At 32.9% G+C, this 22,055-nt stretch carries 25 protein-coding genes and 1 riboswitch; of the genes, 20 read left to right on the forward strand and 5 right to left on the reverse strand.

All coding sequences use genetic code 11. The features are described from left to right. Positions 1 to 30 precede the first annotated feature (30 nt). Positions 31 to 145, forward strand: a riboswitch (FMN riboswitch). Between the two features lie 75 nt (positions 146 to 220). Continuing rightward, entirely contained in the window at positions 221 to 799 is a 579-nt protein-coding gene (locus A3M9_RS0104585; RefSeq protein WP_027308172.1) for an ECF transporter S component, read from the forward strand. A 78-nt stretch (positions 800 to 877) separates the two neighbouring features. Here the strand turns inward: A3M9_RS0104585 and A3M9_RS0104590 are convergent, their stop codons facing one another. Beyond that, positions 878 to 2,113 (reverse strand): HD domain-containing phosphohydrolase, encoded by a 1,236-nt coding sequence (locus tag A3M9_RS0104590; RefSeq protein WP_027308173.1) that lies wholly within the window; start codon positions 2,111 to 2,113, stop codon positions 878 to 880. Between the two features lie 149 nt (positions 2,114 to 2,262). On the opposite strand from A3M9_RS0104590, the gene A3M9_RS0104595 reads away from it, so the two are divergent. From A3M9_RS0104595 to A3M9_RS0104680, 18 genes are all read left to right on the forward strand, one after another. Then, on the forward strand, positions 2,263 to 4,056 hold the full coding sequence (locus tag A3M9_RS0104595; RefSeq protein WP_027308174.1) for a methyl-accepting chemotaxis protein: 1,794 nt from the start codon (positions 2,263 to 2,265) through the stop codon (positions 4,054 to 4,056). 412 nt (positions 4,057 to 4,468) lie between these two features. Next, a complete protein-coding gene (gene tsaE, locus A3M9_RS0104600) occupies positions 4,469 to 4,897 on the forward strand; it encodes a tRNA (adenosine(37)-N6)-threonylcarbamoyltransferase complex ATPase subunit type 1 TsaE (protein ID WP_035165845.1) in 429 nt (142 codons plus the stop codon). Then, on the forward strand, positions 4,897 to 5,607 hold the full coding sequence (gene tsaB, locus A3M9_RS0104605; RefSeq protein ID WP_027308176.1) for a tRNA (adenosine(37)-N6)-threonylcarbamoyltransferase complex dimerization subunit type 1 TsaB: 711 nt from the start codon (positions 4,897 to 4,899) through the stop codon (positions 5,605 to 5,607). Before tsaE ends, tsaB begins: the two co-directional genes overlap by 1 nt. Beyond that, positions 5,576 to 6,058: a ribosomal protein S18-alanine N-acetyltransferase gene (rimI, locus tag A3M9_RS0104610; protein WP_051350593.1), complete on the forward strand. Its 483-nt coding sequence runs from the start codon at positions 5,576 to 5,578 to the stop codon at positions 6,056 to 6,058. The genes tsaB and rimI overlap by 32 nt, the downstream gene beginning before the upstream one ends. 18 nt (positions 6,059 to 6,076) lie before the next feature. After that, positions 6,077 to 7,153, forward strand: a complete 1,077-nt coding sequence (locus A3M9_RS0104615) for a dipeptide epimerase (RefSeq protein ID WP_027308178.1) — start codon at positions 6,077 to 6,079, stop codon at positions 7,151 to 7,153. A gap of 17 nt (positions 7,154 to 7,170) precedes the next feature. Continuing rightward, positions 7,171 to 8,448 (forward strand): 3-phosphoshikimate 1-carboxyvinyltransferase, encoded by a 1,278-nt coding sequence (gene aroA / locus A3M9_RS0104620; protein WP_027308179.1) that lies wholly within the window; start codon positions 7,171 to 7,173, stop codon positions 8,446 to 8,448. After that, the gene (gene aroC, locus A3M9_RS0104625) at positions 8,441 to 9,541 is read left to right on the forward strand and encodes a chorismate synthase (protein ID WP_027308180.1); all 1,101 of its coding nucleotides are present in this window, start codon (positions 8,441 to 8,443) and stop codon (positions 9,539 to 9,541) included. The genes aroA and aroC overlap by 8 nt, the downstream gene beginning before the upstream one ends. Next, positions 9,529 to 10,347, forward strand: a complete 819-nt coding sequence (gene aroE / locus A3M9_RS0104630; protein ID WP_035165847.1) for a shikimate dehydrogenase — start codon at positions 9,529 to 9,531, stop codon at positions 10,345 to 10,347. The genes aroC and aroE overlap by 13 nt, the downstream gene beginning before the upstream one ends. Positions 10,348 to 10,874: 527 nt before the next feature. Beyond that, on the forward strand, positions 10,875 to 11,729 hold the full coding sequence (locus A3M9_RS0104635; protein WP_027308182.1) for a sulfide/dihydroorotate dehydrogenase-like FAD/NAD-binding protein: 855 nt from the start codon (positions 10,875 to 10,877) through the stop codon (positions 11,727 to 11,729). 14 nt (positions 11,730 to 11,743) lie between these two features. After that, positions 11,744 to 13,126, forward strand: coding sequence for an NADPH-dependent glutamate synthase (gltA, locus tag A3M9_RS0104640; RefSeq protein ID WP_370882842.1), 1,383 nt, complete (start codon positions 11,744 to 11,746; stop codon positions 13,124 to 13,126). A 384-nt stretch (positions 13,127 to 13,510) separates the two neighbouring features. After that, positions 13,511 to 14,596 carry a YedE family putative selenium transporter gene (gene yedE / locus A3M9_RS0104645; protein ID WP_027308184.1) on the forward strand — a complete coding sequence of 362 codons (1,086 nt, stop codon included), beginning with the start codon at positions 13,511 to 13,513 and terminating at the stop codon, positions 14,594 to 14,596. Beyond that, a complete protein-coding gene (locus A3M9_RS0104650; RefSeq protein ID WP_027308185.1) occupies positions 14,586 to 14,801 on the forward strand; it encodes a sulfurtransferase TusA family protein in 216 nt (71 codons plus the stop codon). Before yedE ends, A3M9_RS0104650 begins: the two co-directional genes overlap by 11 nt. 4 nt (positions 14,802 to 14,805) lie before the next feature. Continuing rightward, the gene (locus tag A3M9_RS13195) at positions 14,806 to 15,036 is read left to right on the forward strand and encodes a DUF3343 domain-containing protein (RefSeq protein WP_035165849.1); all 231 of its coding nucleotides are present in this window, start codon (positions 14,806 to 14,808) and stop codon (positions 15,034 to 15,036) included. Between the two features lie 110 nt (positions 15,037 to 15,146). Beyond that, positions 15,147 to 15,434: a DUF2325 domain-containing protein gene (locus A3M9_RS0104660; RefSeq protein ID WP_027308186.1), complete on the forward strand. Its 288-nt coding sequence runs from the start codon at positions 15,147 to 15,149 to the stop codon at positions 15,432 to 15,434. A 10-nt stretch (positions 15,435 to 15,444) separates the two neighbouring features. Then, the gene (locus A3M9_RS0104665) at positions 15,445 to 16,026 is read left to right on the forward strand and encodes a DUF3793 family protein (protein ID WP_051350594.1); all 582 of its coding nucleotides are present in this window, start codon (positions 15,445 to 15,447) and stop codon (positions 16,024 to 16,026) included. 68 nt (positions 16,027 to 16,094) lie between these two features. After that, positions 16,095 to 16,346, forward strand: a complete 252-nt coding sequence (locus A3M9_RS0104670) for a TIGR03905 family TSCPD domain-containing protein (RefSeq protein ID WP_027308188.1) — start codon at positions 16,095 to 16,097, stop codon at positions 16,344 to 16,346. A 104-nt stretch (positions 16,347 to 16,450) separates the two neighbouring features. Continuing rightward, the gene (locus A3M9_RS0104675; RefSeq protein ID WP_027308189.1) at positions 16,451 to 16,738 is read left to right on the forward strand and encodes an autorepressor SdpR family transcription factor; all 288 of its coding nucleotides are present in this window, start codon (positions 16,451 to 16,453) and stop codon (positions 16,736 to 16,738) included. Next, complete coding sequence (locus tag A3M9_RS0104680) at positions 16,725 to 17,381, forward strand: SdpI family protein (RefSeq protein ID WP_027308190.1); 657 nt, start codon at positions 16,725 to 16,727, stop codon at positions 17,379 to 17,381. Before A3M9_RS0104675 ends, A3M9_RS0104680 begins: the two co-directional genes overlap by 14 nt. Positions 17,382 to 17,709: 328 nt before the next feature. Here A3M9_RS0104680 and A3M9_RS14130 read toward each other — a convergent pair whose 3' ends face one another. Then, positions 17,710 to 18,375: a LiaI-LiaF-like domain-containing protein gene (locus A3M9_RS14130; protein WP_027308191.1), complete on the reverse strand. Its 666-nt coding sequence runs from the start codon at positions 18,373 to 18,375 to the stop codon at positions 17,710 to 17,712. A 165-nt stretch (positions 18,376 to 18,540) separates the two neighbouring features. Between A3M9_RS14130 and A3M9_RS0104690 the strand changes: the two genes are divergently transcribed. Then, positions 18,541 to 18,762 (forward strand): hypothetical protein, encoded by a 222-nt coding sequence (locus A3M9_RS0104690; RefSeq protein WP_027308192.1) that lies wholly within the window; start codon positions 18,541 to 18,543, stop codon positions 18,760 to 18,762. A 7-nt stretch (positions 18,763 to 18,769) separates the two neighbouring features. On the opposite strand, the gene A3M9_RS0104695 is transcribed toward A3M9_RS0104690, so the two are convergent. The 3 genes from A3M9_RS0104695 to A3M9_RS0104705 form a co-directional block, all read right to left on the reverse strand. Continuing rightward, positions 18,770 to 20,005 (reverse strand): MFS transporter, encoded by a 1,236-nt coding sequence (locus A3M9_RS0104695; protein WP_027308193.1) that lies wholly within the window; start codon positions 20,003 to 20,005, stop codon positions 18,770 to 18,772. A gap of 14 nt (positions 20,006 to 20,019) precedes the next feature. After that, positions 20,020 to 21,195, reverse strand: coding sequence for an ectonucleotide pyrophosphatase/phosphodiesterase (locus tag A3M9_RS0104700; RefSeq protein WP_051350595.1), 1,176 nt, complete (start codon positions 21,193 to 21,195; stop codon positions 20,020 to 20,022). A 230-nt stretch (positions 21,196 to 21,425) separates the two neighbouring features. Continuing rightward, positions 21,426 to 22,049 (reverse strand): TetR/AcrR family transcriptional regulator, encoded by a 624-nt coding sequence (locus A3M9_RS0104705; protein ID WP_051350596.1) that lies wholly within the window; start codon positions 22,047 to 22,049, stop codon positions 21,426 to 21,428. Positions 22,050 to 22,055 lie beyond the last annotated feature (6 nt).

The following is a 22,055-nucleotide window of genomic DNA, read 5'->3' on the forward strand; positions in this document are numbered from 1 at the left end:
TAATACTATATAGATAAAATTATAAGAATAAAAAATCTTCAGGGCAGGGTGAAATTCCCGACCGGCGGTATAGCCCGCGAGCCGCAAGGCATGACTCGGTGAAATTCCGAGGCCGACAGTATAGTCTGGATGGGAGAAGGTTTATCTTTTTTTGCCTCTGGAGATTTCAGAGGTTTTTTATTTTCTCTCCGCCCTGAGATTAAAGAAAGGGGAGGATTTTATGTCAAAGACACAGAAACTAACAAAAATTTCAATTTTGGCAGCAGTGGCCTATTTAATTATGTTTATTGAATTTCCACTGCCACTTTTTCCAGATTTCTTAAAGATTGACTTAAGCGATGTACCAGCATTATTTGCAGCCTTTGCCTTTGGCCCTTTATTTGGTATTGTTGTGGAGGCGGTTAAAAATCTTCTACATCTTATTACAAAGGGAAGTACATTTGGTATAGGGGAATTTGCTAATTTTATAGTAGGATCAAGCTTAGTATATACTGCTGGTGCACTTTATAAAAGGGATAAGACAAAAAAGGGAGCAGTTTTGTCTTTAACTTCTGGTGTGCTTGTAATGGCAGTTATAGCATCTGTTGCAAACTATTATGTTTTCTTACCGCTCTATGAAAAGGTTCTACATTTTCCAATTAAGGCTGTTGTTCAAGTAACTTCAAAGGTAAACAGTTTAGTTGTAGATTTAAATACTTTAATTGTGTACTGCATTATGCCCTTTAATTTGATTAAGGGTATAGTAGCATCGTTTGTAACTTTTGTACTATACCAAAAGATGCATACGATATTAAAATAGAAGTTATTAATAGTATACAGTCCATAAAAAGCCCCGTGAGTGGATTGTTAAAATCCTTCACGGGGCTATATCTTATTTTTATAATAGAGCCTGTTTTACGATATTAAATGCCTTATGGCAAAGCTCACCAGATTTAACCATAGTCTGTATAATCTTAAAGGCATCATCGGCACTCATTCCAGCTCTATAGGGCCTATCTGCTGTTAAAGCTTCGTAAATATCGCATATTGCCATAATTCTTGACTCTAAGGAAAGCTTATCGGCATCAAGTCCTAAGGGATATCCTTTTCCATTAAGTTTTTCGTGATGGTTTGCAGCCCATTCAGCAATTTCCTCAAAACCATCAATTTTAGAAAGGATGAGCCTTGTATAATATGTGTGTGAACGCATTATCTGCATTTCCTCTGCGGTAAGTTTACCATTTTTATCAAGTATAGAATTAGGGATAGAGAGTTTACCTATATCGTGTAGCAGTGCAGCAATTTCCATCTTAAGTGTTTTATTTTTATCAAAACCAATATAGTTACAAACCTTTTTAACATATTTTGTAAGATTTGTAGAGTGAGTATAGGTAAAATGACTTTTGTGGTCTATTATATATGCAAATACTTCAGCAATGCGTTTAATATCTTCAAGTGTTGCAGGTATTTTAGTTTCAGGTATTATTTTATCAAGTATTTGATTTGTGTACGCAATATTTTCTATATCAAGCCAAAAGGCATCAATGAACTGCACTTTGTTATAAACATCAACAATATTTGGATCAAATAGACTGTTTTTATGTTCATTTATCCATTCATTAATTCTATTTCTCTGTATAAAGTTAGATTTTGTTTCATCATACAATATTTCAAATATATCTGCCAATCGTATAATTCTGGATATTAGTGGTATATCCTCTCCCTTTAGTTTATAAACACCAGTACCATTGAAGTTTTCGTGATGGTACTTAATAATGCTTGCAAGTTCCTTATCAACAGGAAGTCTAAGTATAAGAGCTTCTCCAAGCTTAGAATGTTCAAGTATAATATCAAAATCAGAGTGGGCTGAATCTATATCCCTTTTTATTCCTATATCGTGGAGTGCTGTTGCTATAAAAACTTTACTTAAAAAATTTTCATCATCATTTATCATTTTTGCAACTCTTAAGGCAACATAGGTTGCTCTTCTTGCGTGATTTAGAAATTTATGTTTTGATAAGTTTAGGTTGGCAGTATAATCTTCAAAATCGGTGTCAGCTACAATACTTGTTTCAGCTAAATCAACGGAAAATGCAAGGGAAGCAACAATTTGATGAAGATCAAGTCTTTCCATAAAACCTCCATAAACTTTTTTATAGTTTCTTCGATATATAGTATTGTACTACAAAACAAACATTAATTCTACAATTAATAACAAAAATCATTATTAAAAGAATTGAATTGGTTGTAAATATTTGATACAATTTAGTTGGAGGTGTTAATATGAAGGGAACAGCAGTATCAACTTGGGTAAAAACTTGTAGAAAATTATACGGAGATAACGTTGTAGATAGAGCACTTGAACATATAGGTTTTAATAAAGATAAAATGTTTTCACCTATAGAAGATGTACAGGATGAAAAGGTTAAGTCAATGATGAGCTTTATATCAAAGGAAAAGGGAATTACAACACAGCAGCTTTGGAGAAGCATAGGTAGAGATAATATAAAAACCTTTAGTATAGACTATCCAGCTTTCTTTAAGCACGATAGCCTTTATGGCTTTTTAAAATCTATGTATGATGTACACGTTATTGTGGTAAAGAGAATACCTGGTGCAAAACCTCCTATATTGGAGATGAAGCCAATTTCAAGACGAGAAGCAGTGTTTAAATACTATTCTAAAAGAGGAATGTTTGATTATTTTTTAGGTTTAATTGAAGGTTCTGCAGAATATTTTAAAGAAAAGGTTCAAATAGAAGAGCTTTCAGAGGCTTCAGATACTCTCGAGTTAAAGTTAACCTTTGAAAGGGATATATATGTGACAGAAAAGTTTAGATTAAACAAGATATTAGGCTTTGTAAAGGATATAGAATTAAAGTCATCAATAGTTTCATTTATATTATTTGCACTACTTGAAATACCTACACTTTTGGTTTCAAAGGAAGTAGCTTTATATGCATCCTTTGCATATGCCTTAATTGCAACTATTTTAGGAACTAAACTAATCAACAGGCCACTATATAGAATTGTGAAGGAACTAAAGAGGATAAAATCCCACGAATATGTAGAGGATGGAAGAATAGAAACAGGAGACTACTTCGAAAAAATATTTGATGCATTAAATGAATATAAAGACATAGTAAGAAAGGATTTTGTAGGATTTAAAGGAATTACAGATGAGATGAATACATTTAGCAATACTTTAACAACAATTGCAGATAAGATGAAATATACATCAGATGAAATATCAAGTGTTGTTGAACAGGTGGCAGAGGCGGCTATGACTCAAGCTGGAGAAACAGAAACATCAGTTGCACTACTTAATGACAACGTTGAGGCAATTAAAAATGTAGTGGAAATAGAGATGCAGAACAAGGAAGAACTTGAAAATGCTGTAGAGAAAATTGAAACAAGCTTTAAGTATGTTGATATGACATCTCAAAAACTTAATGAGCTATTGAAGAATTTTGAGGTTGTAAAGAATAGAAGTTTTGAAATAAAGGAACAGGCAAAGGGAATAACAGAGGTTGTGGAACTTGTTTCACAAATAGCGGCACAGACAAACCTTCTTGCACTTAATGCTTCAATTGAGGCAGCACGTGCTGGAGAAGCTGGACGTGGTTTTGCTGTTGTTGCAGATGAGGTTAGAAAGCTTGCAGAACAGTCAAAGGTTGCAGTTGACGATATAAACAATAGACTTCTTGACTTTGTAAATCAGATAGAAATCCAAGTAAATTCAGTTGCAGAGCAGTTTGAGGTTTTAAATGACGAAAACAAAAAGTTAAATACTGCGGTTCATTCAAGTAGTGAAGCAAAGGATACAATAAAGCAGGTTGCAGATAAACTTATTGAAACATCAAATAAGCTTCAATCAGAGACTGATGCTATAATAAAGGTTTATGAAAAGATTGAATCTCTTGCAGCTATTGCAGAGGAGAATTCTGCATCATCTGAGGAAGTTGCAGCAAATGTTCAAAGCTATACAGAAGAGATTAAGAAGCTTATTGATAGTATTGCAGACTTTAAAAAGATTACAGAACAGTTCTCGCAGGATATAAATATATACAGAATCTAAAAAAAAGTTGCCATCAGGCAACTTTTTTATGCTGTTGATAAAACCACTTGTTAGTGAAAATATGAAAAAGCCCCATGAAAGGATTTCAATAGGCTCTTTCATGAGCTTTAGCAATTCTTAGGTTTTCGACTTTGGAAAAGTCCGTAATTCGGCACAGGACGTGCCGAGCCGAGCGGCCATCAGGACGATGGCATCGCGAGGGTAGGACTTTTTCAAACAAAGAAAAGCTTAGAATTGCTTGGCGAAATGAAGGGATGCCAAGAAATCCTTCATGGGGCTAATCAATATATAACTTTTTCAACAGCTTGAGAGTTGCCTTTGGGCAACTTTTTGCTTTCTAATTGATGATTTCACATTTATGGTATAAAATAGATTTATGCCAAAATAAATACTTGTGAGGTTGGTGTAATAGATGATTACTTTTGTTACAAATAATGAAAGAGAAACATTTGAATTAGGATATAAAATAGGTACTAAGTTAAAAAAAGGAGATGTAATCTCCTTAAATGGTGACTTAGGTGCAGGCAAAACGCATCTTACAAAGGGTATAGCCGCAGGACTTGGAGTGGATGACTATATTACAAGCCCCACCTTTACAATAGTAAATGAATATATGGGAAGGCTTCCCTTCTATCATTTTGATGTATATAGGATAGATGACATATATGAAATGTATGAGATAGGTTTTGATGAATATCTCTATGGCGATGGTGTTTGTGTTGTTGAATGGGGAGATATGGTAGAGGAGCTTCTTCCTAAGGATAAAATATATATATACATAAAAAAATTAGATGATAGCATAAGAGAAGTACAAATAAAGGGATTGGAAGGTGAAGTGTAATGAAGGTTTTAGCAATGGATACGTCATCAAGTGTTGCAACTGTAGCTATTGTATCTGATGATAAGGTTGAAGGAGAAATATATCTAAACCACAAGATGCAACATTCAGTAATACTTTTCCCAATGATAGAAAAACTTCTGGAGATTACAGAAAACAGTCTTCAGGATATAGACATAATTGCTGTATCAGGAGGGCCAGGTTCCTTTACGGGACTTAGAATTGGTGTTGCAGCAGCAAAGGGAATGGTTCAGGGTTCAAATAAGACCTTTATAACAGTTTCAAGCCTTGAGGCAATGGCATATCAACAGGGCTGTTTTGATGGTGTAATCTGTCCTATTATGGATGCACTAAGGGATAATGTATATACTGCAGTTTATGAGTATAAGGATGGAGAATTAATAAATACAATGCCTATAGATGCACTGCATATAGATGAACTATTAGATAAGCTTGAAGCATACAGTAAAATTTTATTCTGTGGAGACGCAGTTTCAATACATATAGGAAGAATTAAAGATAGATTAAAGGATAAGGCTCTTTTTTCAACACAAAATAATATGCTTCCAAGGGCATCAAGCATAGGAGAGATTGCACTTAAAAAATATAGTAAAGGTGAAATATCAGATATTTATACCTTCAGTCCTTTATATATAAGAAAATCTCAAGCAGAAAGGGAATATGAAAAGAGGACAGGTGAGAAGATTGAGTGAATATATTATAGAAGATATGAAATTAGAAGATATTGATGGAGTTTATGAGGTTGAAGTTTTGAGCTTTAAAACTCCCTGGAGTAAAGAGGCCTTTCAAACAGAACTTACAAGAAATAGCTGTGCGGTTTATAAGGTTTTAAAATATAAGGGTAAAGTAATAGGATATGCTGGTATGTGGTGTATGATTGATGAGGGACATATTACAAACATAGCAGTTCATCCTGAGTTTAGAGGAGCTGGATTTGGTGAAAAATTAGTAGATGTCTTGATTGATGAGGCAAAGAGGAGAAATATAAATGCGATGACTCTTGAAGTTAGAGTATCAAACCTACCTGCTATAAATTTATACAAGAAAAAGGGATTTACCTGTGTTGCAACAAGAAAGGGCTATTATCAAGACACAGGAGAAGATGCCTACATTATGTGGAAGTATGATTTAGATAAAAATTAATTTTTTAGGGGGGATAAAATGAAAATAATTGGAGTAGATATAAAAACACTTGAGGTTCCTTTAGAAAAGCTCTTTAAAACTGCCTTAAGAGAGGTTACTACATTAAAAACTTACATAATAGAACTTTACACTGATGATGGAAATATAGGATATGGTGAAGCGGCATCAACACCAGTTATAACAGGTGATTTAGAGGGAAATATAAAAGATGCAGTGTTTAATTATATATTTCCCTCTATAAAGGGAATGGATGTTGAAGAGATAGAAAACATAATGTATAGAATAAATAAATGCCTAATAAAAAATACAAGTGCAAAGGCAGCAGTTGATATGGCAGTTTATGATTTGTTTGCAAAAATGTGCAAAAAGCCTTTATACGTTATTTTAGGTGGTGCAAGGACTGAAGTTGAAACTGATATAACAGTTAGCGTCAAAGAACCAAAGGATATGGCAGAGGATGCAGAGGAGTACGTTTCAAGAGGTTTTAATACCCTAAAGATTAAAGTTGGAATCGACAGTGAACTTGACATAAAGAGAGTTAAGGCAATTAGAGACGTAGTTCCAAAGGATATAAATATAAGACTCGATGCAAACCAGGGATGGAGTGCAAAAGAGGCGGTTAGAACCATTAGAAAAATGGAAGATATGGGGCTTGATATAGAGTTAATTGAACAGCCTGTACCATACTATGATATAGAAGGCTTGAAATATGTAACCGACAATACATATATGCCTATTATGGCAGATGAATCTTTATTTTCACTTCAAGACGCAGTGAGACTTTTATCAAATAGAGCCTGCGACATATTAAATATAAAGTTTATGAAGTGTGGAGGGCTCTATAATGCACAAAAAATACTATCTATTGCAGAAGCCTATGGTGTTGAATGTATGATAGGTAGTATGATGGAAAGTAGCGTTGGGATAACCTTTGCAGCATCCCTTGCCTGTGGAAGGCTTGGAATAAAAAAGGTTGATTTAGATGCGGCTCTTCTTTTGAAGGAAAACAGGGTTGATGGAGGAATAGAGTATCATAAAAACATAATAAAGATGTCAAAGGGAGTAGGCTCTGGAATTAAGGGAATAAGATACTAAGGTTTGAGGTGAATTTGGTGAAGAGCATAAAAATAATACCTAAAAGGTTAAAGGGGTGCGTAGAAATACCACCCTCTAAAAGCATAAGTCATAGGGCAATAATATGTGCTTCTTTGGCAGATGGAATGAGCAAAGTAGAGAATATAATATTTTCTGATGATATTACAGCAACGCTTGAGGCTGTTAAGAGCTTTGGTGTGCAGTATAAGATAGATTCTAAAGGTGAAATTAGCAATCTTTTGATTAAAGGAAAGGATAAATTGAATTTAATAAAGAATGAGATAGACTGCAGGGAGTCAGGGTCAACTTTAAGATTTTTAATCCCTATTTGTCTTTTGCAGGATGGGGAGGTTACCTTTACAGGTCGTGGTAAATTAGTTGAAAGACCTCTTGATGTTTTTTATAAAATATTTAGAGAGCAGGGGATTAAGTATAAAAATAAGGATGGAAGGCTTCCTCTTACTGTAAAGGGAACTTTAAAGAGTGGACTTTATGAAGTTGCTGGGAATATAAGTTCGCAGTTTATTTCAGGACTTTTGTTTGCACTACCCCTTCTTGAAGGAGATTCTAAAATAGTTATAACAACCCATCTTGAATCGAGGGGATATGTGGATTTGACTTTAGATGTTTTAAAGGATTTTGGAGTAGATGTGATAAATAATGACTATAGGGAGTTTTATATAAAAGGAGGTCAAAGATACATACCTACGGATTATAAGGTTGAGGGGGATTATTCTCAGGCAGCCTTTTGGCTTGTTGCAGGAATCTTAGGTGAAGAAGTTAAGTGCAGAGGTTTAAATATAAATTCACTTCAGGGCGATAGGGTAATAGTAGATATTATAAATAGGATGAAGGGGAATATTGCTGTTTATGAAGACTATATAACAGCAAAAAATTCTACAACAGAGGGTGCAGATATAGATGTATCCCAGTGCCCCGATTTGACACCAATTATCGCAACACTTGCAGCCTTAAGTAGGGGAACAACAAGAATAATAAATGCTAAAAGATTAAGAATAAAGGAATCTGATAGATTAAAGGCAATCGCAACAGAATTAAATAAATTAGGTGCAGATGTTGAAGAGTTTGAGGATGGACTCTTAATAAAAGGTAAAGAAACATTAGAGGGCGGTGTTGTGGATAGCTGGAATGACCATAGAATAGCTATGGCACTTGCTGTTGCTTCAATTAGATGTAGAGAGCCTGTTATTATACATAATTTTGAAGCGGTTAAAAAATCATATCCAAATTTCTTTGACCACTTTATAAAATTAGGTGGTGAAGTGTATGAGTAGTATTTGGGGAAAAAATATAAAGATATCTTTGTTTGGAGAATCCCACGGAGAAGCAATAGGTGTTGTAATAGATGGACTACCAGCAGGATTAGAGCTTGATTTTGATTTTATTAAAGGAGAAATGTTAAGAAGGGCACCGGGGAGAAGTAGTATTTCAACTCCAAGAAGAGAAGAGGATGAAATAAAAATATTAAGTGGCCTTTTTAATGGAAGAACAACTGGTACACCCCTTTGTTGTATTATTCAAAACGAAAATAAAAAATCTACCGACTATGAAAAAACTAAGAACATTTTAAGACCAGGACACGCTGATTATACGGGATTTGTTAAATACAGAGGTTTTAATGATTATAGAGGTGGAGGACATTTTTCAGGTAGGTTAACAGCCCCACTTGTTTTCGTAGGGGCAATAGCAAAAACAATTTTGAAAAAGAAGGGAATAATAATTGGGGCACATATAAAGAGTATAAAGGATATAGAGGATAGTAGCTTTGATTTTTGTAATATTGAAGAAGAAACATTAAACGCTTTAAAAAATAAAGAATTTGCTGTTTTAGACGATGAAGCAGGGCAAAAAATGAAGCAGGCAATTTTAGATGCAAAGGAAAATGGAGATTCATTAGGTGGAATAATTGAAGCTGCAGTAGTAAACGTAGAGGCTGGTTTAGGTTCTCCATTTTTTGATTCTGTTGAATCAAAATTATCCCAACTTCTATTTTCAATACCTGCAGTAAAGGGAGTTGAGTTTGGGGAAGGTTTTAATATAACAAAAATGACAGGTTCAGAGGCAAATGATGAGTTTATTATAGATAATGGAAAAATTAAAACAAAAAAGAATAATAACGGTGGAATTTTAGGTGGAATTACAAATGGAATGCCTATAGTTTTTAGGGTTGCTATAAAACCTACTCCATCAATATTGAAGGAACAGGATACGGTAGACATAAGTTTAATGCAAAATGTAAAATTAAAGGTTGAAGGAAGGCACGATGCCTGTATTGTACCTCGTGCTGTTCCAGTAGTTGAGGCTGTAGCGGCTATTGGTATTTTAGACTTACTTATTGAAAAGGATGGATATTTATGGATGGTTTAAAAAATATATATGGCTTAATAGGAGAGAAACTTTCCCATAGTTACTCTCCTATTATTCATAATGAAATATTAAAAAGGATAAATATTGACGGTGAATATGTTTTACTTGAAGTAGAAAGAGGTAGATTAAAGGAAAAAATAAATGAACTAAAATATAAAGTAAAAGGTCTAAATGTTACAATCCCCTATAAAGTCGAAGTAGTGGAGCTTTTAGATGAGGTATCGGAGGAGGCTAAAAAGATAGGGGCGATTAATACAATAGATTTTAAGGATAATTTGATGGTAGGATATAATACAGACTACTATGGCTTTAAGGCTATGCTTGATGTTTATAATATAGATATAAAGAATAAAGGGGCTGTAGTACTAGGAAGTGGAGGAGCCTCAAAGGCAGTAATCCACAGCCTTTTAGATAATGAAATAGGCGAAGTAGTTTTAGTAAGTAGAGATAAGATAAGGGGAGAGGATAGATTTAAAGGAATAAAATGTATAGATTATAGCGAACTAAAACATCTTCGTAATTATGATTACATAATAAACTGTACACCTGTTGGAATGTACCCTAATATGGACTCTTCACCTGTTGATAAAGACATTCTTCAAAATTATAGTGTAGCAATTGACTTAATTTATAACCCAACTAAAACATTATTCTTAAAAAAGGCAGAAGAAATCGGACTTAAGACTGTAAATGGGTTATATATGCTTGTAGCACAGGCTGCTAAATCAGAGGAGATATGGAATAGGGTGAGTGTAGGTGATGAGGTTATTAGGGAGGTATTTGAGGTTTTGCATAAAGAATTTTAAAGTTAGGGTAGGTATCCTAAGTACCTACATCAGGCTGTTGAAAAAGTTATATACTGATTAGCCCTATGAAGGATTTCTTGGGCATTCGTTCATTTCTCTAAGCAATTCTAAGCTTTTCTTTGTTTGAAAAAGTCCTACCCTCGCGATGCCATCGTCCTGATGGCCGCTCGGCTCGGCACGTCCTGTGCCGAATCACGGACTTTTTCAAAGTCGAAAATCAAGAATTGCTAAAGCTTATGAAAGAGCCTATTGAAATCCTTTCATGGGGCTTTTTCATACTTTAGTTAACAAGTGGGTTTGTCAACAATCTGGGTTAGGTATCTTAATTACTACCTTGAATTTTTAAATGATTAGCCTCAAAAAAATGTGAATAAATAAATAAGAATAAAAAATACTTTGATAATCAAAGGATATTTTCCCTGCAAAACTTGATTTTAAGCTATTAATCCAATAATATATAAATAAATGTCGTTAGCCTTAAACGAATTTTATATAAAATAACATTGGATTTAATTGGAGGTATATATATGTATAAGATTTTAAAGAAGAAGACTTTGGCAGAAAATATAATAATGTTTGAAGTAAAGGCACCAATGGTTGCAAAGTCTGCAAAACCTGGTCAGTTTGTTATTGTTAGAATAGATGAAAAGGGAGAAAGAATTCCTCTTACAATATGTGATTATGATAAGGATTTAGGCACAGTTACAATAGTCTTTCAGGTGGTTGGTGCTTCTACAAAGAAAATGTCAAAATTAAGCGAAGGAGAGTTTTTATTAGATTTCGCAGGGCCTCTTGGAAACCCATCTCAATTTGTTAGTTTAAATACTGATGAGCTTAAGAAGAAAAAGTTTCTCTTTGTAGCAGGGGGAGTAGGTACAGCACCAGTGTATCCCCAGGTTAAATATTTAAGAGAAAAGGGGATAGACTGTGATGTAGTTATAGGTACAAGAAATAAAGATTTAGTGATATTAAAGGATGAAATAGAAGCACTAAGATGCGGATTGTATATATGTACTGATGATGGAAGTTTAGGCTTTAAAGGTAGAGTTACTGATTTTATGAAAAAGCTATTTGATGAAGGTAATAGTTATGATGAGGTTGTAGCAATTGGCCCAATGATTATGATGAAATTTGTATGTCTTCTTACAAAGGAATATAATATAAAAACTACAGTAAGTTTAAACTCAATAATGGTTGATGGAACAGGTATGTGTGGTGCCTGTAGAGTAACAGTTGGAGGTCAAACTAAATTTACGTGTACAGATGGGCCTGAATTTGATGGGCATTTAGTAGATTTTGATGAAGCAATAAATAGGCAGAATATGTTTAAGGATGAGGAAGTAAGAAGATTACATCATAGTAGAGAATGTAGCTGTTTTTAATGGAGGTTTTATCTATGGAAAGAGTTCCAGTTAGAGAATTAGATGCAAAGGAGAGAATAAAAAGCTTTAATGAAGTGTGCTTAGGTTATAGTGAAGAGGAGGCAATAAAGGAGGCCTCAAGGTGTTTAAACTGTAAAAGTGCTAATTGTGTAAAAAAATGTCCTGTTGGAATTGATATACCAAAGTTTATCGATCACATTAAAAAGGGAGAGTTTAAAGAGGCAGCAGAGGTTATATTTATGTATAACAACCTCCCTTCCATTTGTGGCAGAGTATGCCCACAGGAAATTCAGTGCGAAGGTGGGTGTGTTCTTAAAAACAAGGGACAAGCAGTTGCAATAGGAAAACTGGAAAGGTTTGTTGGAGATTATGTATTAGAGAATAATTTAGATGTGGTAAAAAGAAAACCTATGAATGGTAAAAAGGTTGCTGTCGTTGGAAGTGGACCAGCAGGATTATCCTGTGCATCAACCCTTGCAACCTTAGGATATCAAGTTACTATATACGAGGCACTTCACGAAGCTGGAGGTGTTTTGGTTTACGGAATTCCGGAATTTAGGCTTCCTAAGGAGAAGATTGTAAAAAGAGAAATAGAGAATCTAATTAAATTAGGTGTTCAAATAAAAACTAATGTAATAGTTGGAAGGACAGTAACAATAAATCAACTTATGGATGAAATGGGATACGATGCTATATTTATAGGAACAGGAGCTGGACTCCCAAAGTTTATGGGAATAAAGGGTGAAAATGCAAACGGTGTTTTTTCTGCAAATGAATTTTTAACAAGGGCAAATCTAATGCGAGCCTTTTTGGATGAGTATGATACACCTTTAAAGATAGGCAAAAAAGTAGCTGTTGTAGGTGGAGGAAATGTTGCAATGGATGCCGCAAGAACAGCAGTAAGGCTTGGTGCAGAGGTTCACATTATATATAGAAGAACAGAAGAGGAAATGCCAGCAAGATTAGAAGAAATACATCACGCAAAGGAAGAAGGGGTAATTTTTGATGTTTTAACAAATCCAGTTGAGATACTAAAAGATGATAAAGGCTGGGTAAAGGGGATGGTTCTTAGAAAAATGGAACTAAAGGATGCTGATGAAACTGGACGTAGAACACCTGTTGAAATTGAGGGCTCAGATTATACTGAAGAGTTTGATACAGTAATTATGGCAATAGGAACAGTGCCTAACCCTATAATTACCTATACAACAAATGAAATAAAGATAAACAACAGAAAATGCATAATAGTTGAAGAGGAAACAGGAGAAACAACAATGGAGGGAGTATATGCCGGTGGAGATGCAGTAACTGGAGCGGCAACTGTGATACTTGCAATGGAGGCAGGCAAAAAAGCCGCCTATGCAATACACAAAAAGTGCCACCCAGGTGAAATGTGACATTTTTTATTATATGTAAAAAAATCAGCCCACACTTATGACAGAAGTTGCTTAACTTTAGTAAATGCTGACGAATCTGGCTCAAAATTACCCATTTAATTTGTAGTGCAGGCGACTAATCCGTTTTAATTGTGATTAGCCTACTTGAATTGCAGTTTGATTAGCATTACTGTGTATAGCTTAGGTAGTTTACAATGAAAAGTTAAAGATGTAGAACAGATAGAAAATATGTGCTGCAGAGTATTAATGTATTAACACTCTGCAGCACTTTACATTTATAGGTAATTTTAATCAAAAATAGTTATTTATAAAAATTATCTATTTAACAAGTTGTGTAGAAATAAATTATACTGAAATTAGAAAATTCAAAAAAGGGGGATTAGTATGGGAGCAAAAAAATCAATTATTATTAATGGCCTAATAGTAGGTTTGTTGTCAGTTCTTCTTGTAAAGTATGGAAACCCTGTTAATATGGGTATTTGTATTGCCTGCTTTATAAGAGATACAGTAGGTGGTCTTGGGTTACATAGGGCAGAGGTTGTTCAATATGTTAGACCTGAAATAATAGGTATAGTGCTTGGTGCATTCCTTATGTCTTATGGTAAAAAGGAATTTCAATCAAGAGGAGGCTCATCACCTCTTACAAGGTTTGTGTTAGGGTTTATTGTTATGATTGGAGCACTAATGTTCTTAGGTTGTCCACTAAGAATGGTTTTAAGACTTGCCGGAGGAGACTTAAATGCTTTATTTGGAATTATAGGGTTTGCAGCAGGAATAGGCTTAGGAATAATATTTTTAAATAAGGGATTTACATTAAAAAGAACGTATAATCTAAATAAGGTAGAAGGTTTTATATTCCCAGTAATAAATATAGTGTTACTTGTATTACTGATTTCAGGTTCAGTGCTTTTGATATTTAGTCAAAAGGGCCCAGGTTCACAACACGCACCAATTTTATTAGCACTTGTTGTTGGTTTAATTGTTGGTGCATATGCACAAAGAACAAGACTATGTATGGTAGGTGGAATTAGAGATTTAATTTTGTTTAAAGATTGGTATTTAATATCAGGATTTTTAGCAATATTTGTTGCAGCACTTTTAGGGAATATTGCCTTTGGATTTTTCAAATTAGGGTTTGTAGGTCAACCTGTTGCACATACTGATGGATTGTGGAACTTTTTGGGTATGGCCCTTGCAGGATTTGGTTCAGTTCTACTTGGTGGATGTCCTATGAGACAACTAATATTAGCAGGAGAGGGGAACATAGATTCTGTAATAACTATATTAGGTATGGCAGTTGGAGCTGCCTTTGCACATAATTTCAAACTTGCATCCAGTGCACAAGGCCCAACAGTAAATGGTAAAATTGCTGTTATAATTGGATTTATAGTAGTAGCTTTAATTGGATATTTCAATATAGAAAGAAGTGTTGATTTTAAAGTGAAGGGGGATGTAAACATTGAAGGCTAATTTGGTTGATGCAAGAGGAAGATCGTGCCCAGAACCAGTTTTATTGACTAAGAAGGCACTAACATTATACAAAGATGGGGTTGATGTTTTAGTTGATAATATAACTGCAAGGGAAAATATAAAAAGATTTGCAACCAACTTAGGATATAAAGTAAATGTTAAGGAAAATGGTCAAGATATATTAATAGAGATTAGAAAAGAGTGATTTTATGTATATTGTAACCTTTCATACTCAATCAGCAGCTTTTATGTATAAAAGGCTTCTTGAGCAAAACGGAATAACTGTAGAGCTTATGCCAACTCCACGAAGAATAAGTTCAAGCTGTGGAATTGCTGCAAGGGTTTTTGACAAAGAGGCACTTAAATTTATTATTGATGATTTAGATGGTATATATAGTGAAGAATTAAATTTAATAATAAAAAATGAAACCTTTGGTTAAATACCAAAGGTTTTTTTATAGAAAACTTTAATACATCCTTGACATAGGATAAAGAAAAATGTAAAATGATAATGATAATTGTTATCAATTACAAGGTGTTGGAGGTTTTTATGAGTGCCTTAATTATTGGTGGAGATAAAATTCAAACGCTTGTTAAAGGGTTAAAAACTAAAGGATTTAATGAAATTGAGCATATTAGTGGTAGAAAAAATGGAGATAAGATAAATAGTAGCATAAACAGAGCGGAAAAATATGATGTAGTAATTGTATTAACAGATTATGTTAATCATTGTGTAGTAAATAATCTAAAAAGTTGCAGTACAAGAAGTAAGGTTATATATTGTAGACGTTCTTGGCCTTTAATTGAGGAGAATATAAAGAAATTATTTAGGTTTTAGGAGGAGTACAATGATTATAAACAATATATTTAAGAATTTAAAAAAATTAGATAAGAAGTTATATGTAAAAAGTTTAATATTGTATCATTGTGCACCAACAATATTTTGTAATAAGCCTTCAACAATAATAACGATTGAAGATTTTGATATGAGTTTTTTTAAGAGCTGGAGAGATTTAAAGGACGAGATATATAGAGATTACAAAATAGAATTCTTTGAAATAAAGTTACAGAATAAAAAATTAACAGCAATTATATACAAACAAGACAAACTTGAAACAATAATTAAGAGAAATATAGATTTTTTATTAAATTTTGGTTATAGGGAATATATGACAACAAAGGATATGTTAAAGCACCTAAAGAGCAGGTATAACTATTCTTGTCCACACGAATTAGGTGTTTTTCTTGGAATACCTATTGATGATGTTAGGGATTTTATTTGTAACAAAGGTGAATGTAAACTGTGTGGTTATTGGAAGGTGTATAATGATGTAGAATATGCAAAGCAAACCTTCAGATTATATGATGAGGCTAAAACAAGGGCAATAGATATAATTAAATCTAAGTTTTTAGATAATAATGTAGCATAACATTGCCTTTCCTATAATTATATTGTTATAATAAATACTGCTTACAATATAATTATGGGGGTGAAATTATGTACAGCTATAAACCAAGTAGTGTATGTGCTGATGAAATATTATTTGATGTTAAGGATGGAAGAATTACTAATGTTGAATTTGTTGGCGGATGCCCTGGTAATGCAATTGGCCTTGCAAATCTTCTTGAGGGTATGGAGGTAGAGGAGGCTATAAAAAGATTAAAGGGAGTAAGATGCGGAGCAAAAAACACATCCTGCCCAGATCAGTTTGCAAAGGCACTTGAGGATATAATAAAAATTAGTCGCTAAAATTAGCGACTTTTTTTATAACAGCTTGCACATAGTTTAAAAAATGATATATAATAATATTAGATATTTAGAATATTGTCTAAATATCTAAGGGAGGTGGAATTATGAATTTGCCATTCAAAGCTTTATCAGACCCAACAAGAAGAAAAATAATTATGTTACTAAAGGAAAAGGATTTAACAGCAGGGGAGATAGCAGAACACTTTAATATGACAAAACCAAGTATTTCACATCATCTTAGCATACTAAAGCAGGCAGATTTGGTTTCTGATGAAAGAAAGGGACAAAATATTTATTATTCTTTAAATACAACAGTATTCCAGGAGCTCATAAATTGGTTTTTTGAAATCATAGATTATAATGAAGGGGTGAATAGAGATGAGAATAGGTGAAAAATTAAAAAAGGATTGGCCCATTTTATCTTTGATAATTATTACATTCATAATAAGCCTTATTTTATATCCTTATCTACCAGATAGGGTTCCAAGCCATTGGAACATAAGAGGAGAAGTAGATGCCTATTCAAGCAAACTATTTGGGGTATTAATGATAAATTTAATGAATTTAGGACTGTATTTCTTATTTTTAATCCTTCCTAATCTTGACCCTAAAAAAGAAAACTATGTCAGGTTTTCTTCAGCCTATAATATTATTAGATATTTCCTGCACGTTTTTTTTGTGATTGTACAGCTAACTATAATATCTGCAGCTCTTGGATTTAAAGTTAAAGTAGACTTTGTTATGACAATTTCCGTTGCAATAATGTTTATATTATTTGGAAATGTTATGGGCAAAATAAAACACAACTATTTTGTTGGAATTAGAACCCCTTGGACGTTAGCAGATGAAAGGGTATGGATTAAAACACATAGATTTGCAGCACCTCTTTGGGTTATGTCTGGTTTTATTATGATTTTTGTATCCTTTAAGGGTGGTATAACTGCATTCATAGTTTTAATTGTTGCAACGTTAATTAGTGCCTTTGTACCAATGATTTATAGTTATATTGTTTATAAGGAATTAAATAAGAAGTAGTGGGTAAATCACCAACTACTTGAGGTTGTGATAAACCTAATTATTAGTTAAATTTTGAGAAAGCCCCATGAATGGATTTCAATAGGCTCTTTCATGAGCTTTAGCAATTATTGCTTTTCGACTTTGAAAAAGTCCGTAATTCGGCACAGGACGTGCCGAGCCGAGCGGCCATCAGGACGATGGCATCGCGAGGGTAGGACTTTTTCAAACAAAGAAAAGCTTAGAATTGCTAAGCGAAATGAACGAATGCCCAAGAAATCCTTCATGGGGCTAATCAATATATAACTTTTTCAACAGCCTGAGTAGTGGGTAAATCACCAACTACTTCTTAATTTTTGATTTCAACTCCACCTAATATAGAAAAACATCTTACATAAAGTGTTTTTTCCTGTTCAGGACTAAAGAAGGTTTTATTATCCCAGCCACCTAAGATAGGTACTCCAGTAACAACAACCTTCCAATCTTTTGGTACCTTTAAATCTATTCCTCCCATTATAGAAGTTGTAGTTATTTCTGCATAGCTACCCTCTATTTTACAATTTGTAAGATCAACATCGGCACTACCTAATATGCAAGTAATGTTTCCACCTTTAAATTTATTAGCGGCATTAATAGTTTCAAGTGATGATAGTATTGCAACATAATCTATAAAGTTGTCTTCTCTAAATTTGTTTTTTTTTGTAAGGGATGCATTTTGGGAAAAAATAAGTGATATTCCAATGACAATTAATATTGTAGGCCATATATACTCTTTAAACTGGCCAGGAAGTAAATCAAGATGCCATACCTGAAGTATAATACCTACAACTAAAAACGACATCCCAGTTGCATTTATGCTCTTGTATTCTATAAATTTATAAATTCCATAGATAATAATCAAGGACGGCCAGTATTGTCTTATAAGTAAATTTATATCGATTATCTGTAATTGTGATAAAATAAGAAAGATACCAATTACAATTAGTAATAATCCCATTTTCTTTCTTCCATTCATTTTAACCCCTCCCTCCTTATAGTATTAATTATACTACAAAAAATTATATTTAGTAATAAAAATAAAATATTTACAATTATATAATATATTTAACAAAAATGGACAACTATAAATTTATGTGATAAAATTTATATATCATAAACTGTTATAATATGGGGTGTAACTATGATACCTACAGTTTCAAATGTTCAGTTTTCAAGTAATTTAAGAAATTTAGGTAATGCATCTCAGGATTTTTTAAATTTAGATTTAATATTAAGGGTTACAAAATCTCTTGAAGCCTCAATAGATGAATTTATTATGACCTATGATCCTAAAAAGTATTATAGGGGTATGAAGGGTATATCGACTAAAAATGTAGGTTTAAATATAAATACATATGCATAAAGGTACCTTAGTTAGGTACCTTTTTTAATAATATTCCACCTATAATAAATAAAATAATTACACTAAACACTCCATTATTAGTTTTGCCTGTTAGCTGTGCAACAAGACCAACTAAAAATGGCCCCATTATGGCAGCAAACTTTCCAAATATGTTGTAAAAACCGAAGAATTCATTTGAACTTTCTTTTGGCACAAGCTTCCCAAAATATGAACGGCTAAGGGCCTGTATTCCACCCTGTGATGTTCCAACAAGCATAGCAAGTATCCAGAAGTCAACTGCTGTTTTTAAGAAGTATGCATAAATACAAATTCCAGTATATACAGCTATTGCAACATAAAGCATAGTTTTAGTTGAATATTTTTCTGAAAGCCTACCATACAAAATTGCAAAGGGGAAGGCCACAAACTGAGTAAGAAGAAGTATAATCAAAAGGCTTGTAGCACTAATACCTAAATCTGCACCATAGGATGTAGACATTTTTATAATTGTATCAACCCCATCTATATAGAAGAAATATGCTAAAAGGAATATAAAAAGAGGCTTGTGTTTTTTAATATCTTTAAATGTATTTATAATTCTTCTAAAGCTTGCGGATATAGGATTTTTTTCAGGTTCTATAAAATATTTTTGATTTACATTTTTAATCATAGGAATTGTAAAAATACCCCACCATATAGCAGTTATTATAAATGAAATCTTTGATGCAGTATATACGCTCATAGGAATTTTATTAAACTGTGCCAGTATTACTATTATCATACAAATTATGAAGGGTATTGTACTTCCAATATAGCCAAGTGCATAACCCATAGTAGAAACCCTGTCCATTCTGTCTTCACTTGTTACGTCAACTAAAAATGCATCATAGAATATATTGGCACCTGAAAAACCAACAACAGTTAAAAGATAAATTACAAGTAGAATAAACCACGCATTTTGTGTAGGAATTGCAAGTAAAGATGTAGATATGATTCCGATTAAAAAGAATGTCACAAAGAATTTTTTCTTATATCCCCTATAGTCTGCAATAGTTCCAAGAATAGGTGCCAAAAGTGCTACAACTAAAGTAGCAATTGAGTTTGCATATCCCCAATAGGCGGTAGATGTTGCCTTATTAATATTTGCAGCGTCCGTTAACATTTTAAAATAGAGAGGTAAGATAGTTGTAGTAACAGTCATAGAATATGCAGAGTTTGCCCAGTCATACATAGCCCAGCTTTTCTCTTCTTTGTTAAGGTTCATAAACATCCCCCAATTCATTTTAAATTTATTGAGTTTAGCAATATGCCTTTTATGTCTGTTATCTTAATGCTGTTAAGCTGCCTTTTAGTTTCACCCCTATCCCATAGACAAAAGATAGTTTTATGCTTATTAGGAAGCTGTCCGTGGGCAGCCTTGTGATCTGATGGAGCAATATAATCTTTAATATTTTTGTCTGTAAAACAATATCCTGATGAAGGTTCAAGCATTAAAAATGCGTTTTTATCAAACCCTAATTTTATATACTCCGAGGATGTAAATATTTTTTCTATTGTCCCTTTGCTCTGTCTATTAAAATCCTCTATTGAATAATATATTTTATCTTTTATACTATTTGACACCTCCCTTCGTAAGTAAACATAAGCAGAACCATCACAGGATTTAAAATACACATAATCTGAAAGCTTTTTCTGTTTAAAATACTCATTTAAAGAAATAGCACTATGAACATCTAAACTACCGTGGTCACCTAATATTGCTATTTTATAATCTAAATTAGATGCAACATCAAATATTCTCTTCAATCTTTCTTCGTGTCTTAAAATAGCCTTCTTAACATTTTCAGACTTTGTACCATATATGTGCTTCTGTGTATCAAGGTCTGTAAAATGAACAAGTACAAGATTTGGTCTTTTGTATTTTAAGGTGTATAGGGCTGATTGTAAGACAAAATCATCAAGATTTGGTTGTTTTAAACCATTGAGCATTTTTCCAAACTTTTTATAAATAGATAGTTGAAATAGTTTACTTCCTGCAAAGAGGGATACAATTATCTGATTTTGCCAAGGCCTATTGGCAAATATTTCAGGCATATTGTAATCTATTTTCCCTCCGCCAGTTGTAGGCCAAAGAAGTGTACAGAGCGTACCCCCTTCATTTTTTACAATATCTAATAGAGTCTCGCGCTTTATATCACTTTTGTACCAAAACCAATCTGGAGAGGTGCGACTTGGCTGAAGCTTTGTGTTATTTACTATACCGTGCTCATAGGGCTTTTTTCCTGTTATTATACTGGCGTGGTTGGGATAAGTAAGTGTAGGATAAACTGGTTCTACGTCGAGGGAATAGATAGAGTTGTTTAATATATAATTAAACGTTGGTAAATCTCTTATTGTTTTAAAATCATCTGTACATAATGCATCAAAGGAGATTACAATAAGTTTTTCCTTCAACTTTAACACCTCAATTCAATTATAATACAAATATATTTAATATATATTAAGTTTTGGAAAAATATTTAACTATTTTATATGTATTAGAGTAGCTTTATTTTTTCTATGAAAACCTATTAAACTTAAACTAAAATAAATTATTTTATAAAAGCCCCATAAAGGACTTAAATACAAAGTAAATCCTTTATGGGGCTAACTAATAAGGATAAATCTAAGATAGCTTTAACACCCTACTTATACATACCATCTTTTAAAATATTTGAAATAACTTTCATCTCCTCAATAATTTTATCTTTTTCTAAAACAATTTCACCCTTTTCATTTTTATGAGTTTTAATGTAGCTGTTACCATAACCTTCAAATACCCAAGAAATTATTTTAATTGCATTTTGAACATCCACGTCTTTTTTTAGTTTAGAAAAATCAATATTTTTGAAGATAGCATCATAACCAAACTGTTGATATTCTAAAAGTATAGGTGTAAGCTCCTTGCTTACCTCCTTTGGAGTGTTTAAAAAGGCATCGGTTAGAAGTTTAAAGATATAGGGGTATTTCTCCATAAGATTAAATTTAACAAGGTTCCACTTAATGATTCTCTCAAATATATCAGTCTCTGAAAAATCCACAATTTTAAAGAATTCATTATACAGTAGAGGAACTGCATATTTGATTGTTTCTATATATAGTCCCTTTTTGCTTTTAAAATAGTGAAATAATATTCCCTTTGATATAGAAGCAGCCTCTACAATTTTATTAGTAGATGCGTTTTTATATCCTTCCTTTGCAAATTCCTCTATAGCAGCCTTTATTATTTTTTCTTTTTTTTCTTCAGGTACGTTGTTTTCTTTTTCCAAAATAAT

This window comes from Caloramator sp. ALD01, assembly GCF_000472625.1.
Classification (GTDB): domain Bacteria; phylum Bacillota; class Clostridia; order Clostridiales; family Caloramatoraceae; genus Thermobrachium; species Thermobrachium proteoclasticum.